Source organism: Cupriavidus sp. HMR-1, from assembly GCF_000319775.1.
In the GTDB taxonomy this organism is placed as follows: domain Bacteria; phylum Pseudomonadota; class Gammaproteobacteria; order Burkholderiales; family Burkholderiaceae; genus Cupriavidus; species Cupriavidus metallidurans.
This window is the reverse complement of the sequence record NZ_ANKP01000063.1, coordinates 1-14,308: the sequence shown is the minus strand read 5'-3', so window position 1 is coordinate 14,308 and position 14,308 is coordinate 1. Positions and strand designations below refer to the sequence as shown.

Genomic DNA, 14,308 nt, shown 5'->3' with positions numbered 1-14,308 from the left:
TGGCCGGGCTGCGCCTGTTCGGGCTGGCCCACCGGCTTGGCCGGCGTCTTGCTCCAGAGCGGCCGGTTCGGGTCCGACGGCTCCTCGGGCTGCTGCGCCTGTTGCGTCGGGCTCGGCAAGGTGCTGACCACATTGCCAGGCTCGCTGGGACGCGGGGCCGGGGCACTACTGCCGCCCTTCTGCTGGAACGGCGCCGGAGACTTGGTGATGTACAGCGCCACCACCACGGCAATGGCCAGGCCGACGATCAACCCGAGCACTAGGCCCAGGAACGTGCCGCCACGCTGCGTCTTGGTATGGCGGACGGTGCGCGGGGCGCGCTTGGCAATCTGTTGCATGAAGTCCTCTTCGGTGATGCCGGGGATTATAGAGCCAGACCCATGACGCACGGCTTCAGATTCGTCGCAAATTGTCGACTGCCGGCCGCCGATGCCATGGGCTGGCGGGTGGTGCGTCAACCCACCACCCCTACCACGATCAGGCCGGAGCCGCTTCGCGGTCCATGCGCTGCGGTGCCGAAACACCGATCACCGCCAGGCCGTTCTTGAGCACCTGGCGCGTGGCGGCCAGCAGCGCCAGCCGCGCGCGCTTGACCGTCTCGTCGTCCACCAGAACGCGGTCGGCGTTGTAGAACGCGTGGAAATCGCCAGCCAGGTCGCGCAGGTAGAAGGCCACGGCGTGCGGGGCCAGTTCGCTGGAGGCAGCGGCCAGCATGTCGGGGAACTCGGCCAGACGGCGGCCCAGCGCGATCGCCTGCGGGCTCACGTCAGCAGCCGTCACGGCGGCCAGGTCCACGCTGGCCAGCTCGCCCAGCCGCGCTTCCCAGTCCGCGCCGCCCCAGGCCTCGAAAATCGAGCAGATGCGGGCGTGCGCGTACTGGACGTAGTACACCGGGTTCTCGTCGTTCTGCTTCAGCGCCAGGTCCACGTCGAACACGAACTCGGTGTCGGCCTTGCGCGACAACAGGAAGAAGCGCACCGCGTCGCGGCCGCGCGTGAAGTGCGCGGGCCAGTCGGCCACGCCTGCTTCCAGGCAACCGCGGATCGTCTCTTCGCCGCCGTTGCTCCATTCGATCAGGTCGCGCACGGTCACGTACGAGCCAGCGCGCTTGGAGATCTTCACCTCCTCGCCGTTCTTCATGACGGTGACCATCTTGTGCAGCACGTAGTCGGGGTAGCCCTGCGGAATGCCGATGTCCAGGCCCTGCAGGCCGGCACGCACGCGGGCGATGGTGCCGTGGTGGTCGCTGCCCTGCACGTTGATGACCTTCGAGAAGCCGCGTTCCCACTTGGTGGTGTGGTACGCCACGTCCGGCACGAAGTACGTGTACGTGCCGTCGCCCTTCTTCATGACGCGGTCCTTGTCGTCGCCGTCGTCGGTGGTGCGCAGCCACAGCGCGCCTTCGCTCTCGTACGTCTTGCCCTTGGCGATCAGCGACTGCACGGCGGCTTCCACGCGGCCATCGCTGTACAGCGATGATTCCAGGTAGTACCGGTCGAACTTGACGCCAAACGCCTGCAGGTCGATGTCCTGCTCATTGCGCAGGTAGGTCACCGCGAACTTGCGGATCGACTCCAGATCCTCGATGTTGCCCGAGGCAGTCACCGGCTCGCCGTCCGAGGCGGACACGGTCTTGCCGGCCAGGAAATCGGCCGCGATATCGGCGATGTAGTCACCGTTGTAGGCGGACTCGGGCCAGCCGGCGTCACCTGGCTTCAGGCCGCGCGCGCGGGCCTGTACCGAGATGGCCAGCGTATGGATCTGCACGCCGGCGTCGTTGTAGTAGAACTCGCGATGGACCGACCAGCCCTGCCAGGCCAGCAGGTTCGCCAGCGCATCGCCCAGCGCGGCCTGGCGGCCGTGGCCCACGTGCAGCGGCCCGGTCGGGTTGGCCGAGACGAACTCCACCAGCACCTGGCCATGCTCGCCGACCGGACGCGCGCCGTAGCGGTCGCCATCGGCCAGCACGGCACGCAGGACTTCCGCGCGGGCCTCGGGGCTCAGGCGCAGGTTGATGAAGCCCGGGCCGGCGATCTCAAGCGCGGCCACGAGCGCGGTCGCGCGCGGATCGGCCTTGACTGCGTCGACGACCTTCTGCGCCAGTTCGCGCGGATTGGTCTTGAGCGACTTGGCCACCTGCATGGCGATGTTGCAGGCCAGGTCGCCGTGGGCGGCCGCCTTGGGTCGCTCGAATGTCACCGCGGGCAGGTTGGCATCGGCGGGGGCGAGCGCACGCACGGCATCCGTGAACGCGGCGGCAAGTTGGGAGGTCTGAACAGGCAGCATGGATATCTGGGCCCTGAGGCTGGGGTGCTTCCGGCCATGCGTCGGCAAGTGAACGCCGCGCCGCGTGACCGGCAGTGGAAATCGGGAAACGCGGAATTTTATCAGGTGCTATGCTGACATCATGCGGATGGCCTGTACGCCCTGCGCCAGACACCGCCACTCGTGAAAGGAACCACTATGTTGATCACCTTCAAATCCCACGCGGCGCAAGACCTGATCATGATGAAGGATCTTGCCATTACGCTGCTTGGCATCATCGGCAAGCATCTGGGCGAGCGCGGGGTGATCAAGGCCGACGAAATGCCGGCGGCAATCCGAAAGCTCGAAGCCGCCGTCCAGGACGCCAAGAAAGTCCACCCGGCCGAAGCCACCGTCCACCCCGGCAAGGATGACGAGCGCGAAGAGGAACCGCTCCATCTGGGCCAGCGCGCCTATCCGTTCCTCGACATGCTGCGTGAGTCCGTCAAGGAAGGCGCGGATGTGATGTGGGGCGTCTGACCCACTGACGCCCCCTCGGGGCGCCACCATCGCTGGCGCCCTGCTCCACCTTCGTCCGGCGACACCGTGCCGCCGGTCTCCACACGCCCTGCCCCAGAAAGCCGTTTGAAAGGTTCTGCGACATCCGGTCGTCGCACACGAAAAAGCGCCCGGCTGCCGCAGGGCGACCGGGCGACCCGGACCAGGGATTGGTATCCGGGAAGGGGGGTTACTGCGGAAAAGCGCACGGCAGCGGCCTGCCGCGCGCCTTCCGGCTTCATTTCCTTAGCGACTGCTTCAACATGAAGCGAAGCGGTTCTGGCCAGGGTGATGCAGGAGTTTCGGCTCGCTTGCGAGCCACCTGCGGAACGACGCCAGAATTGCTTTGAAACAGCTTCTTAGTCGTCGCTACGTCGGCCGCCGGCCAGCAGCAGGCCGACGAACGCGCCAACCAGCGCGGCAATCCCCACCGCCATCAGCGGGGATTCCACCACGCGCTGACGGCCGTGGTCGACGGCATCGTCAACATGCACACGCGCCCAGTCCACGCCGTCCCGGCCACGCTCGCGCAGCCGTTCGGCCAGATCCTGCGCACGGTCACGCAGTCGGCGCCCCGCCGCCAGGCTTTCCGCCGAACCCTCACGCGCCAGCACGTCGATCGTTTGCTGAAGCTGCCCGATCAATGCCTTGACGTCCTCCGACACCGGGCCGGCGGCATCGCGTGCCGCGTCGCGGGTGTCGCGCGCGGCATGGCGGATCTGCCGGACCGCTGCGTCAGCGCTGTCGTGCAGGTGGTTGATTTCCTTGCGAACCTTGGGGTTTTGCGTGAGCATGGGATCTCCTGTTTCCGGACGTGGGGCGACTTACCGTCGGCGCACCAGGCCCATTACAAACGTTACGATTGCCACCACCAGGAATATCAAGAACAGGATCTTGGCAATTTCTACCGCGCCGGCGGCAATGCCGCCGAATCCGAAGATCGCCGCGATCAGGGCAACAATAAAGAAGACGAGTGCGTAGTACAGCATGTCCAGCCTCCCTCGGATGATGGGCACGCCGAAAGTGGCGCGTCCGGCTTGCACCACGGCGCGCAAGCTCATAGCCTCATCGTAGGGTTCGCTCGCCAGAGCAGGCACCGAATCCAGACCGATTCCCATGTCAGCCAAGTCCTACAGCGCACCGCGCGCCACACCGGGTGCGAGACCGGCCGGGCCACGGCTACGATTGACCCCGCCCCCTCAATGTGATGCGATGGTCGCCCATCGGGCCGCCGCGCACCTGGAAACGGTCTTCTAACCGGTAATTCTCAATGGCCAAGCATTCCCTACTCGTGCGAAACACACTGCTGCTGGTCAGCGGCATCATGCTGACGCTGGCCGTACTGATCGCATCCGAGACCGGCAACCAGCGCCTGCGCGAGGGATACACCGAGGCAATCCGTTCGCAGCAGCTTCAGAACGACCTGGGCGACCTGATCGGCGAACTCGTCAATGCCGAGGGCGGCCAGCGCGGCTTCCTGCTGACCGGAAAGGACAGCTACCTCGACCCGTACTACAAGGCGCTGCCCCGCATCAACGAACTGATGTCGCGCATCCGCCAGCACTACGCGGACGATCCGGAAGGCCTGCGTCAATTCGGCGAGGCATCCCAGTTCGTGACGCGCAAACTCAACGAGATGGCACTGACGCTGGTCTACGGCAAGCGCGACTTCGACGTGGCGCTCGACATGGTCCGCACCGACTTCGGCAAGCAGACCATGGAGAATGCGCGGCGCGGTCTCGAGCATCTGCAGGTGCGCGAGTCGGGCACGGTCACGCACAATCTCGAAGCGGCCGAGCATGACCTGCAACTGTCGCGCTACGGCATTGGGCTGCTCACGGCCATCAACATCGCATTGATGGTGACGCTCGGCATGGGCCACGCGCGCCGCATGGCGATGGCCGATGCCACCCGGGCCGAACTGGAAGAGGAAAGCGCGCGGCTCGACCGCAAGGTGCGCGCCCGCACGCGCCAGCTGTCCGCTCTGGCCGCTCACCTGCAACGCGTGACCGAAGACGAGAAGACGCGCCTGGCGCGCGAGCTGCACGACGAACTCGGCGCCATCCTCACCGCCATCAAGCTGGATCTGCACTGGGTGCGGATGCGCGTGCAAGACACGCATCCGGAGGCGCGCGACAAGCTGACGCGCGTGATGCAGCACGCGGACCAGGCCATCCAGATCAAGCGACAACTGATCGAGGACCTGCGTCCGACCGTGCTGCTGAACCTGGGCCTGCGCGAGGCCATCGTGCAGCTGGTGGAGGACGTCGGCACGCGCAACCAGTGGGATACCGCGCTGGACCTGCCCGAGACGCTGCCAAGACTGAATGACCCTGCTGCCATCGCGCTGTACCGCATCGTGCAGGAATCGCTGACGAATGCCAGCAAGTACGCGGAGGCCAAGCAGGTGTCAGTGACCCTGGCGTGCACGACCGAACACCTGGTGCTGACCGTGCGCGACGACGGCCGTGGCCTGCCGCCCGACTTCGACGCTGGCAGCATTGCCGGCCATCACGGCCTGCTCGGCATGGAGCAGCGCGTACTGGCGCTGGGCGGCACAATGCAGGTGGATTCCTCGCCGGGACACGGCGTGACGATCCGCATCGAGGTGCCGCTGACCGCGGCGGTGCTGGCGCAGGAAGAGCCGGCCGAGTGAGGGGAAGATATGAAGGCGCCGATCCAAGGGCACCGGAACAGGTGACGCAGGAATGAACGTCGACGTCAGGGCGTCGACATCGCGTAGTCCTCGATCACCCGGAACACCTGCTCCATTTCGAGTGACTTGTCGAAGAAATAGTCCGCGCCGGCTTCGGCGCACTGGCGCCGGTACATCGATACCTGCGCATGGTTCGTGTAGACGATGCGGATGCCCGGGAACCGCGCCTTCTGCATCTCGCGCAGCACATTGATGCCGTTGCCCTGACGCAGTTGCAGATCGACGATCGCCACGTGATAGGCCCCGGCTGCGGCCAGCCCCACCGCCTTGCTTTCCGTATCGGCCCAATCCACGGCTTCCACGAACGGGAACGCGGTCAGGTACTCCATCAACATGCTCCGAATCACGGCCGAGTCCTCGATCAGGAGGACGCGCAGTGGTCGGGGTATGGAGGCAGTGGGCTGCTCCGGCATGGTGCGATGATGGTTCCGAGAATTGAGCGATTTATGGATGCCTGCGTAGAGGCGCTATCAAAATGCAGCGACGCGGTTCTGGCTAGGCGGGGGCCGCAGACAGTACAAGTCGCACGGCAAGGCCCCGCAACGACGCCAGAATCTTTTTGATAGCGCCTTTTACTCCACCAGGCCGTTCTTGATGGCGTAGTACGTCAGATCGGCATTAGTCTTCATCCCCATCTTCTCCAGGATGCGTGAACGATAGGTACTCACCGTCTTGACGCTCAGGAACAGTTCGTCAGCGATGACCGAGACGGATTGCCCGCGCGACAGCTTGCAGAAGATCTGGAACTCGCGCTCGGAGAGCGTGCGGTGCACGGGCTGATCGGTGGGCTTGTCCAGTCCGCCGATCAGCAGGTCGGCCACGGTCGGACTTACGTAACGTCGTCCCTGGGCAACGGTGCGGATCGCCTTGACGAGGTCGTCCGGCGCCGACTCCTTGGTCAGGTAACCGGATGCTCCCGCACGTATCAGATTGATGGCGTACTGGTCTTCCGGATAGGTCGACAGGATCAGCACAGGCAAGGCAGGCAGTCTCTGTCGGATCAACTTCAGCACGTCGATGCCATTCCGATCCGGCATGGAAATGTCGAGCACGAGCACGTCGAACTCGCGGTCGCGCAACTGCGCCATCACTTCGTCGCCGCTGCCAGCTTCGCCCGTCACCTCGATGTCAGGCTCCTCGGCAATGAACTGGCGCAGACCTGCACGCACGATCTCGTGATCGTCGGCGATCAGGACGCGAATCATCTGTGTCTCCACGGTGAAGGATGGCCCGGCTTCGGATGGATGGACCGGGCCGGCTTTTTTGCATTGTAGTGCTGCCGCGCGGCCAAATATGTCAGTCTCAGGCTGACATGTCCGGAAGGATACCTGCCCCCACGCGCGCTGTCGGAAATGCACAACGGGCGCACAAGGCGCCCGTTGCCGGTTTGTCGAGGTCTGTCGCGGTCTGTCGACAGTGGGAGCTGGGGCAGTCTGGAGGGGCCCGCCCCGGCACCTGACAGGATTACTGCATCTTCGTACCGGCCTGACCACCCGCGCTGGCACTGGATTCGCTGGTTTCGCCCTTCTTGGACTTGCCCTTGGCTTGCTTGCCCTGATGGCCCTTCGGCGCGTCCATCTGGGCGCCGGTACCGCCGTCGGCCGAGGCCCCAGGCGTCACCGCACCACCGGAAGCGTTGACCGATGCGCCGGTGCCGGTTTGCAGGGACGGTGCGTTCACCGCGGCACCGACGCCGGCCTGTGTGCCGGCACTTCCGGCGGTGGCTCCAGTGCCTTGCGCCATCGCAAGCGACGAGGCGGCGGCAATCGACAGGGCGGACAGCGAGATCAGCAGCTTGTTCATGGAAGACTCCTTTACTGGAATGCCCCGCAGCGAAACATTCGCCGCGGCATTCACGCGGTGTCACGTGAACTGAGGCCCAGTCTATGGACTCGCTCCACTCGCTTCTGTGAGGACTTGTAATGCCCTGTAAGCAGAGGTGAGGACATTGCCGCTACAAATCGGCACGATTCGACGCGATTCGGCACAGCGCGCCATGCGAGGGCATCGCGGGCCTGCCCCCAACCATCAACGTCTGACGCCGAATATGAAAAAAGCCGGGATGCCACGCGCGCGCGGCATCCCGGCTCTTGCACCTGGTTACAGCTTCTACAGGTTCGGCGCCAGTGCGCGTTCGAGCGTAAGACGGTCCTCACCGCGACGGGCCACCATATCGTCGAGCTGGTCCTGACCGATCTTGCCGATGCTGAAGTACGTCGAGTCCGGATGCGACAGGTAGAAGCCGCTCACCGATGCCGCCGGCGTCATGGCCAGCGCCTCGGTGATGCCCATGCCGATGTCGGCAGCATCGAGGAACGTGAACATCGGCGCCTTGACCGTGTGCTCCGGGCAAGCCGGATAGCCGGGTGCCGGACGAATACCGCGATACGCTTCGGCGACGAGCTGATCATTGCTCAGCGACTCCGCGGCGTCGTAGCCCCAGAGATCCTTGCGCACGCGCTCGTGCAGGCATTCGGCGAACGCCTCGGCCAGACGATCGGCCAGCGCCTTGAGCATGATGGCGCTGTAGTCGTCGTGGTCGGCCTCGAACTGCGCCTCCTTCTTGTCCACGCCAATCCCCGCCGTGACCGCGAACAGGCCAATGTAGTCGGCCACGCCGCTCGACTTCGGCGCGATGAAATCGGCCAGGCAGCGGTTCGGGCGACGCACGCCATCCACCACCGGACGCTCGCTCTGCTGGCGCAGGTTGTTCCAGGTCAGCGCGACCTTGCTGCGCGACTCGTCGGTATAGATCTCGATGTCGTCGTCATTGACCGTATTGGCCGGCAGCAGCGCCATCACGCCGTTGGCCGTCAGCCAGCGTCCCTGGATCAGGCGAGCCAGCATGCTCTTGCCATCCGAGAAGACGCGTCGCGCCGATTCGCCGACGATCTCGTCGTTGAGGATGTCCGGGAATTTGCCGGCCAGATCCCAGGTCTGGAAGAACGGCCCCCAGTCGATGTAGTTGGCCAGTTCGGACAGATCGTAGTTGCGGAACAGGCGGCGGCCGATGAACTTCGGCTTCGGCGGCACATAGGTGCTCCAGTCGATCTGCGTCTTGTTGGCGCGCGCCTGCGCCAGCGACACCATCGGCGTGGCCTTCTTGTTGGCGTGCTGCGTGCGAATGCGGTCGTAGTCGGACTTCAGCTCGTCCAGGTACTTCGCCGCGCCTTCGTCAGACAAGAGATTCGACGCCACGCTGACCGAGCGCGAGGCATCGGGCACATAGACCACCGGGCCTTCATAGTTCGGCGCGATCTTGACCGCGGTATGCACGCGCGATGTAGTGGCACCGCCGATCAGCAGCGGAATCTTCTTCACGCGGAAGTAGTCGTCGCGCTGCATCTCCGAGGCAACGTAGGCCATTTCCTCGAGCGACGGTGTGATCAGGCCGGACAGCCCGACGATGTCCGCCCCCTCGACCTTGGCGCGCGCCAGGATCTCGTTGCACGGCACCATCACGCCCATGTTGACCACTTCGAAGTTGTTGCACTGGAGCACCACCGACACGATGTTCTTGCCGATGTCGTGCACGTCGCCCTTCACGGTGGCGATCACGATCTTGCCGCGCGCGCGCACGTCGCCGCCGGCCTCGGCCACCAGGCGCTTTTCTTCCTCGATGAACGGCAGCAGATGTGCCACGGCCTGCTTCATCACGCGGGCGCTCTTCACCACCTGCGGCAGGAACATCTTGCCCGCGCCAAACAGGTCGCCAACAATGTTCATGCCATCCATCAGCGGCCCCTCGATCACCTCGATGGGGCGGCCACCGCGCGCCGCGATCTGCTGGCGCACTTCCTCGGTGTCCTCGACGATGAACGTGGTGATGCCGTGCACCAGCGCATGCGCCAGGCGATCACCCACTGGCACCGGTTGCTCGGGCGTGCCACGCCAGGCCAGGTTCTCTTCCCGCTTCGTGCCACCGCCCTTGAAGCGGTCGGCGATCTCCAGCAGGCGATCGGTGGCGTCGTCGCGACGGTTCAGCACCACGTCTTCCACACGCTCGCGCAATTCCGGGTCGAGCTGGTCATACACGCCCAGCTGGCCAGCGTTGACGATGCCCATGTCCATGCCCGCCGCGATCGCGTGGTACAGGAACACGGTGTGGATCGCCTCGCGCACCACGTCGTTGCCGCGGAACGAGAACGACACGTTCGACACCCCGCCGCTGACCTTGGCGTACGGCAGGTTCTGCTTGATCCAGCGCGTGGCTTCGATGAAGTCCACCGCGTAGTTGTTGTGCTCCTCGATACCGGTGGCCACCGCGAAGATGTTCGGATCGAAGATGATGTCCTCGGGCGGGAAGCCCACTTCGTTTACGAGGAAGTCGTAGCTGCGCTTGCAGATCTCGGTCTTGCGCTCGAACGTGTCCGCCTGGCCCTTCTCGTCGAATGCCATCACCACGCTGGCCGCGCCATAACGGCGGATCTGCGTGGCGTGGTGGCGGAACTGCTCCTCGCCTTCCTTGAGCGAGATCGAGTTCACCACGGCCTTGCCCTGCACGCAGCGCAGGCCCGCCTCGATCACGTCCCACTTCGACGAATCGATCATGATCGGCACGCGCGCGATGTCCGGCTCAGACGCGATCAGATTCAGGAAGCGCACCATCGCCGCCTTCGAATCGAGCATCGCCTCGTCCATGTTGATGTCGATGATCTGCGCGCCGTTCTCCACCTGCTGGCGGGCCACCGCCAGGGCTTCGTCGAACTGGCCGTTCAGGATCATGCGGGCGAATGCCTTCGAACCGGTGACGTTGGTACGCTCGCCAACGTTGACGAACAGCGTGTCGTCGTCGATCGTGAACGGTTCCAGACCGGACAGGCGCATCGGACGCGGGGGCAGGTTTTGCTGGCTCATGATTTCTGTTCTCTTGCGTGCGATGGCTTCAGGCGGCCGATTGTGCGGTGTCTTCGCGATACTGGCCGGGCCAGGCGCGTGGCGTCTTGTTGGCCACGCTCTTGGCGATGGCAGCGATGTGATCGGGCGTGGTGCCACAGCAGCCGCCCACCAGGTTCACCAGGCCGGATGCCGCGAACTCCTCCACCAGCGCGGAGGTCACCTCGGGCGTTTCATCAAAGCCGGTGTCGCTCATCGGATTGGGCAGGCCGGCGTTCGGGTAGCACGACACCGCGGCATCGCACACCTTGGCCAGTTCGGCGATGTACGGGCGCATCAGCGTAGCGCCAAGCGCGCAGTTCAGGCCGAATGTGACGGGCTTCGCGTGGCGCAGGCTGTTCCAGAACGCCTCCACGGTCTGACCGGAGAGAATGCGGCCCGAGGCATCGGTCACGGTGCCCGAGATCATCACCGGCACGCGCTCGCCGGTGTCCTCGAACAACTGGTCGATCGCGAACAGCGCGGCCTTGGCGTTGAGCGTGTCGAAAATTGTCTCGACCAGAAACACATCGGCCCCGCCTTCGAGCAGGGCCTTGCCCTGTTCGTAGTACGAATCGCGCAGTTCCTCGAAGGTGACGTTGCGCGCGCCCGGGTCGTTGACATCCGGGCTGATGCTGGCTGTCTTCGGCGTCGGGCCGAACGCGCCGGCCACGAAGCGCGGCTTGTCCAGCGTGCTGTACTTGTCGCACGCGGCACGCGCCAGGCGGGCGGCCTCGACGTTCATCTCGTACGCGAGGTCGGCCATCTTGTAGTCTTCCTGCGCCACGCGCGTGGCGCCGAACGTGTTCGTCTCGATCAGATCGGCACCGGCGGCCAGGTACTGCTCGTGAATCTCCGTGATGACCTGCGGACGGGTCAGGAGCAGCAATTCGTTATTGCCCTTCACGTCGATCCGATGGTCAGCGAAGCGCGTGCCCCGATAGTCAGCTTCCGTGAGCTTGTAACGCTGGATCATCGTGCCCATCGCGCCGTCGAGAATCAGAATGCGGTTGCGCAGCAGCTTCGGCAGGCTGGCGGCCCGGGTGTAGGGGCGTGGTTGGGATTGGGCGGCGCTCATGGTGGGGCTCGATCTTCGATGCGACGGCGGAGCCGCGCAGTTTGTGACAATTCAGAACCGGCGATTTTATCAGGTAGATCAAGGCATTGCGGCGGTCAGGGACTTGCCCTGCCACTTTGATGGCCGGGTGTCGGCCCGGGTGTCGGCCCGGGTGTCGGCCCGGGTGTTGGGCCAGTTGTCAGCAACCGGCCGCGCGCCTACACTGAGAGACGCATTCGTCACGCTTATCCGCACCATGCAAACCCTCAGCCCCAACGACGCCCGGACCTTGCTCGAAGGCGAGCCCGATGCACTGTTCATCGACTGCCGCAGCGAGATGGAATACCTGTTCGTCGGTCATCCCCGCGGGGCGCACAACGTTCCCTGGAACGACGGCCCTGACTGGGAAGTCAATCCGCACTTCGTGCAGGCGGTGAAAAAACTGGCCGGGCAAGCCTCGGCCCGCCCGGTCGTGCTGATCTGCCGCAGCGGCAACCGGTCGTCCGCAGCCGCTCGCGCGCTGGAAGGCGCCGGATTCGCCACTATCTACTGCGTACTGCATGGATTCGAAGGCGACCTCGACGCCCAGCGCCATCGCAACACGGTCAACGGCTGGCGTCACGACGGGCTACCCTGGGAACAGTATTGATCTGATTTCGCGACTTCTGAGAAGACAGCAACGCCCGCATAAGCGGGCGTTTGTTTTTGGAAGCGGACAAACGGTCTACCGCCGCCGCGCCTCCCGGTGTGATGCGACGCGCCAGTGGTCAGTGCATGACCAGCGGGTTGTTCATCACCGTATCGAATTTGCCGAGAAACTCATCGACTTCTTCCACGGAGGGTTCGCTCTCGATCAAACGCGTCACATCGGCGCGGAAGGTCTCGGCCATCAGGCCACCGAGGAAAATTTCGCGTTTCAGATTCTTGTCGACGATCTCGTAACCGCCCGAGGCAAGGGTCGCATGCTCGACGTCTGCTCCAAACTCGACAATGCAGTAATTGTCGCTGTTGTAGATCATTTGCATCGCACTTTCCTCCTGGCATAGTTAGCGGCAACTCCGCGCATTGCTGCGCTCCCGGCACAAGGCCTGTGGAATTGACGCGATTTCCTCTCCAAGCTGAGGGTAGTCGCCCGTAATTCAAGTTGTACGACCGGGCGGACCTTGTCGTGCCATTGCTGCCCTCTTACATTGGGCATCGGCGCAGCCTGCAAGTTTCTTGAGCGCCGTGCACTACTGTGTTGCGATATTTCCAATGGCGTTACGGAATATCACACTGGCCGCCACAAGCCGCGTGTCCCAGGAACGCGTCGAAGATCGCATGGAAGCGTTCCGGTTGTTCGATGAATGACAGGTGCGCCGCGTCCGGCAGCACTTCCAGCCTTGAACCGTGAATCTCATTGGCGATGGCTTCGGCGATCGACACCGGCGAGCCCTCGTCCTTGTCGCCGACCACCACCAGCGTCGGACAGTGAATCCGGGAGATCGCGCGGGCCAGATCGAAGGCTTCGATCGCCTGCGCTACACCAACATAGCCGCGTACCGGTGTTTCCAGCAACATTTTCCTGATTCGCTCGACGATTTCTGGGTGCCGCTCGCGGAACGGTGCGGTCAGCCACCGATTCAGCGTCGACTCGACGGTCCCGCCCATACCATGGGCTTCCACTTGTCCGATCCGGTCGGCCCACATCGCCCGGGCTTCCAGCGGCGTGTGGTGAATCGTGTCCACCAGCGTCAGCGACAACAGCCGCTCCGGATGGCGCACGCCCAACGTCTGCGCCACCATGCCGCCCACCGACACCCCACAGAAGTGGGCCTGCGCGATATCGAGTTCGTCCATCAGCGCCACCACGTCGTCGGCCAGCCGCGCCATGGTGTAGGCGCCCACCGGCGCATCGCTACCACCATGGCCCCGCATGTCGAAACGCAGCACGCGATAGCGTGCGGCAAGGTGCCGCGCGGTGTCATCCCACAAAGTCAGATTCGCACCGAGCGCATGGGCCAGGATCACCCACGGGCCTTCGGTACCATCGACACGCACTTGCAAATGCACATCCCCGACCTGAAGCCGGTTCGTTTGCGACGCGGTCGATGCGGAAGTGTCAGACATATGTCAGTCTCCGTACGGTCATGGCGCCACCCACCGGCTCCCAAGGCGCATTCGTCAATGTGTCTCACTACTACGATAGACGAGATCGATCTGAGTGCCATCAGGCTCCGTCTGACGCAGACGCGCCGGCATCCAGTTCAGGGACGGCGCCAGCCAGATTTCCACCTTGCGTTTGTCGTTCGGGTGGCGCGGCAGGCGCACGAAGTGCTTCGTGCGCACCCTGTCGATACCGATATCAATGTCCTGTTCGCCAACGTACTGCACCTGCATGACTTCCACTTCCCGCGTGTCGGACACGTTGAACGTCTCCGTCACGCCCGGGGTCGCGTAGCGCTGCGGATCGCCCCGCGCCCACCCAACCAGTTGCAGGAACACGCTGAAGCGGTCCTGGAATGCTGACGGCATTGGCACCTGTCCGCCACGCGTTTCAAACACCACTGTGCCTGCCGTGCGATCAAAGCGGGCGACTTCGACCTTGCTGCGCCGGGCTTCCTCGTAACGTGTGGGATTCAATCCCCCGTCGCTTATGTCGCCCGTGCTCTGGAACGCGAAGCGGAACCAGAGCACGCGGGTTTCCACCGCCAGCCGGTAGTGCTGACCGTCCTGCTGCCACGTGATCCGGCCATCGGGGTTCTGCACGCCGTTGACGAAACTGGCGTAGCGCAGCACCACCGACGGCGGTGCGTCGTACCTGGGCGCGGGCGGGCTCGGTGGGGCGGCTGGGGTTGCCGGCGTCACTGCGGGCGGCG

The 14,308-nt window shown here is 64.4% G+C and carries 14 protein-coding genes and 1 pseudogene; 3 read left to right on the top strand and 12 right to left on the bottom strand.

Annotated features, from left to right (window positions below; all coding sequences use genetic code 11):
- Together D769_RS09895 and argS are read right to left on the bottom strand one after the other, a co-directional pair.
- Positions 1-338, bottom strand: a pseudogene (locus D769_RS09895) (SPOR domain-containing protein); the annotation flags it as partial.
- Positions 339-477: 139 nt separating this feature from the next.
- Positions 478-2,286: an arginine--tRNA ligase gene (gene argS, locus D769_RS09890; protein ID WP_008644543.1), complete on the bottom strand. Its 1,809-nt coding sequence runs from the start codon at positions 2,284-2,286 to the stop codon at positions 478-480.
- 177 nt (positions 2,287-2,463) lie between these two features.
- Here argS and D769_RS09885 point away from each other — a divergent pair, with 177 nt between their 5' ends.
- Positions 2,464-2,784, top strand: a complete 321-nt coding sequence (locus D769_RS09885) for a DUF1840 domain-containing protein (protein WP_008644542.1) — start codon at positions 2,464-2,466, stop codon at positions 2,782-2,784.
- Positions 2,785-3,161: 377 nt separating this feature from the next.
- On the opposite strand, the gene D769_RS09880 is transcribed toward D769_RS09885, so the two are convergent.
- Together D769_RS09880 and D769_RS30975 are read right to left on the bottom strand one after the other, a co-directional pair.
- The gene (locus D769_RS09880; protein ID WP_008644541.1) at positions 3,162-3,596 is read right to left on the bottom strand and encodes a DUF883 family protein; all 435 of its coding nucleotides are present in this window, start codon (positions 3,594-3,596) and stop codon (positions 3,162-3,164) included.
- A 30-nt stretch (positions 3,597-3,626) separates the two neighbouring features.
- A complete protein-coding gene (locus D769_RS30975; RefSeq protein WP_008644540.1) occupies positions 3,627-3,791 on the bottom strand; it encodes a DUF1328 domain-containing protein in 165 nt (54 codons plus the stop codon).
- 281 nt (positions 3,792-4,072) lie between these two features.
- Between D769_RS30975 and D769_RS09870 the strand changes: the two genes are divergently transcribed.
- Positions 4,073-5,458: a CHASE3 domain-containing protein gene (locus D769_RS09870; RefSeq protein WP_008644539.1), complete on the top strand. Its 1,386-nt coding sequence runs from the start codon at positions 4,073-4,075 to the stop codon at positions 5,456-5,458.
- A gap of 65 nt (positions 5,459-5,523) precedes the next feature.
- Here D769_RS09870 and D769_RS09865 read toward each other — a convergent pair whose 3' ends face one another.
- The 5 genes from D769_RS09865 to D769_RS09845 all read right to left on the bottom strand — a co-directional run bounded on the left by D769_RS09865 (position 5,524) and on the right by D769_RS09845 (position 11,471).
- The gene (locus tag D769_RS09865; protein ID WP_011515012.1) at positions 5,524-5,931 is read right to left on the bottom strand and encodes a response regulator; all 408 of its coding nucleotides are present in this window, start codon (positions 5,929-5,931) and stop codon (positions 5,524-5,526) included.
- A gap of 159 nt (positions 5,932-6,090) precedes the next feature.
- Positions 6,091-6,723, bottom strand: a complete 633-nt coding sequence (locus tag D769_RS09860) for a response regulator transcription factor (RefSeq protein ID WP_008644536.1) — start codon at positions 6,721-6,723, stop codon at positions 6,091-6,093.
- A 259-nt stretch (positions 6,724-6,982) separates the two neighbouring features.
- Positions 6,983-7,321 carry a hypothetical protein gene (locus tag D769_RS09855; RefSeq protein WP_008644533.1) on the bottom strand — a complete coding sequence of 113 codons (339 nt, stop codon included), beginning with the start codon at positions 7,319-7,321 and terminating at the stop codon, positions 6,983-6,985.
- 306 nt (positions 7,322-7,627) lie between these two features.
- Positions 7,628-10,375, bottom strand: a complete 2,748-nt coding sequence (gene metH / locus D769_RS09850) for a methionine synthase (protein WP_008644531.1) — start codon at positions 10,373-10,375, stop codon at positions 7,628-7,630.
- A gap of 28 nt (positions 10,376-10,403) precedes the next feature.
- The gene (locus D769_RS09845) at positions 10,404-11,471 is read right to left on the bottom strand and encodes a homocysteine S-methyltransferase family protein (RefSeq protein ID WP_008644530.1); all 1,068 of its coding nucleotides are present in this window, start codon (positions 11,469-11,471) and stop codon (positions 10,404-10,406) included.
- Positions 11,472-11,706: 235 nt separating this feature from the next.
- Here D769_RS09845 and D769_RS09840 point away from each other — a divergent pair, with 235 nt between their 5' ends.
- Positions 11,707-12,099 (top strand): rhodanese-like domain-containing protein, encoded by a 393-nt coding sequence (locus D769_RS09840; RefSeq protein ID WP_008644527.1) that lies wholly within the window; start codon positions 11,707-11,709, stop codon positions 12,097-12,099.
- A 118-nt stretch (positions 12,100-12,217) separates the two neighbouring features.
- On the opposite strand, the gene D769_RS09835 is transcribed toward D769_RS09840, so the two are convergent.
- From D769_RS09835 to D769_RS09825, 3 genes are all read right to left on the bottom strand, one after another.
- Complete coding sequence (locus D769_RS09835) at positions 12,218-12,475, bottom strand: DUF3567 domain-containing protein (protein ID WP_008644526.1); 258 nt, start codon at positions 12,473-12,475, stop codon at positions 12,218-12,220.
- A gap of 235 nt (positions 12,476-12,710) precedes the next feature.
- Positions 12,711-13,559, bottom strand: coding sequence for a 3-oxoadipate enol-lactonase (pcaD, locus tag D769_RS09830; RefSeq protein WP_008644524.1), 849 nt, complete (start codon positions 13,557-13,559; stop codon positions 12,711-12,713).
- Positions 13,560-13,613: 54 nt separating this feature from the next.
- A partial coding sequence (locus D769_RS09825) for a DUF3108 domain-containing protein (protein ID WP_008644522.1) occupies positions 13,614-14,308 on the bottom strand: 695 nt, incomplete at its 5' end.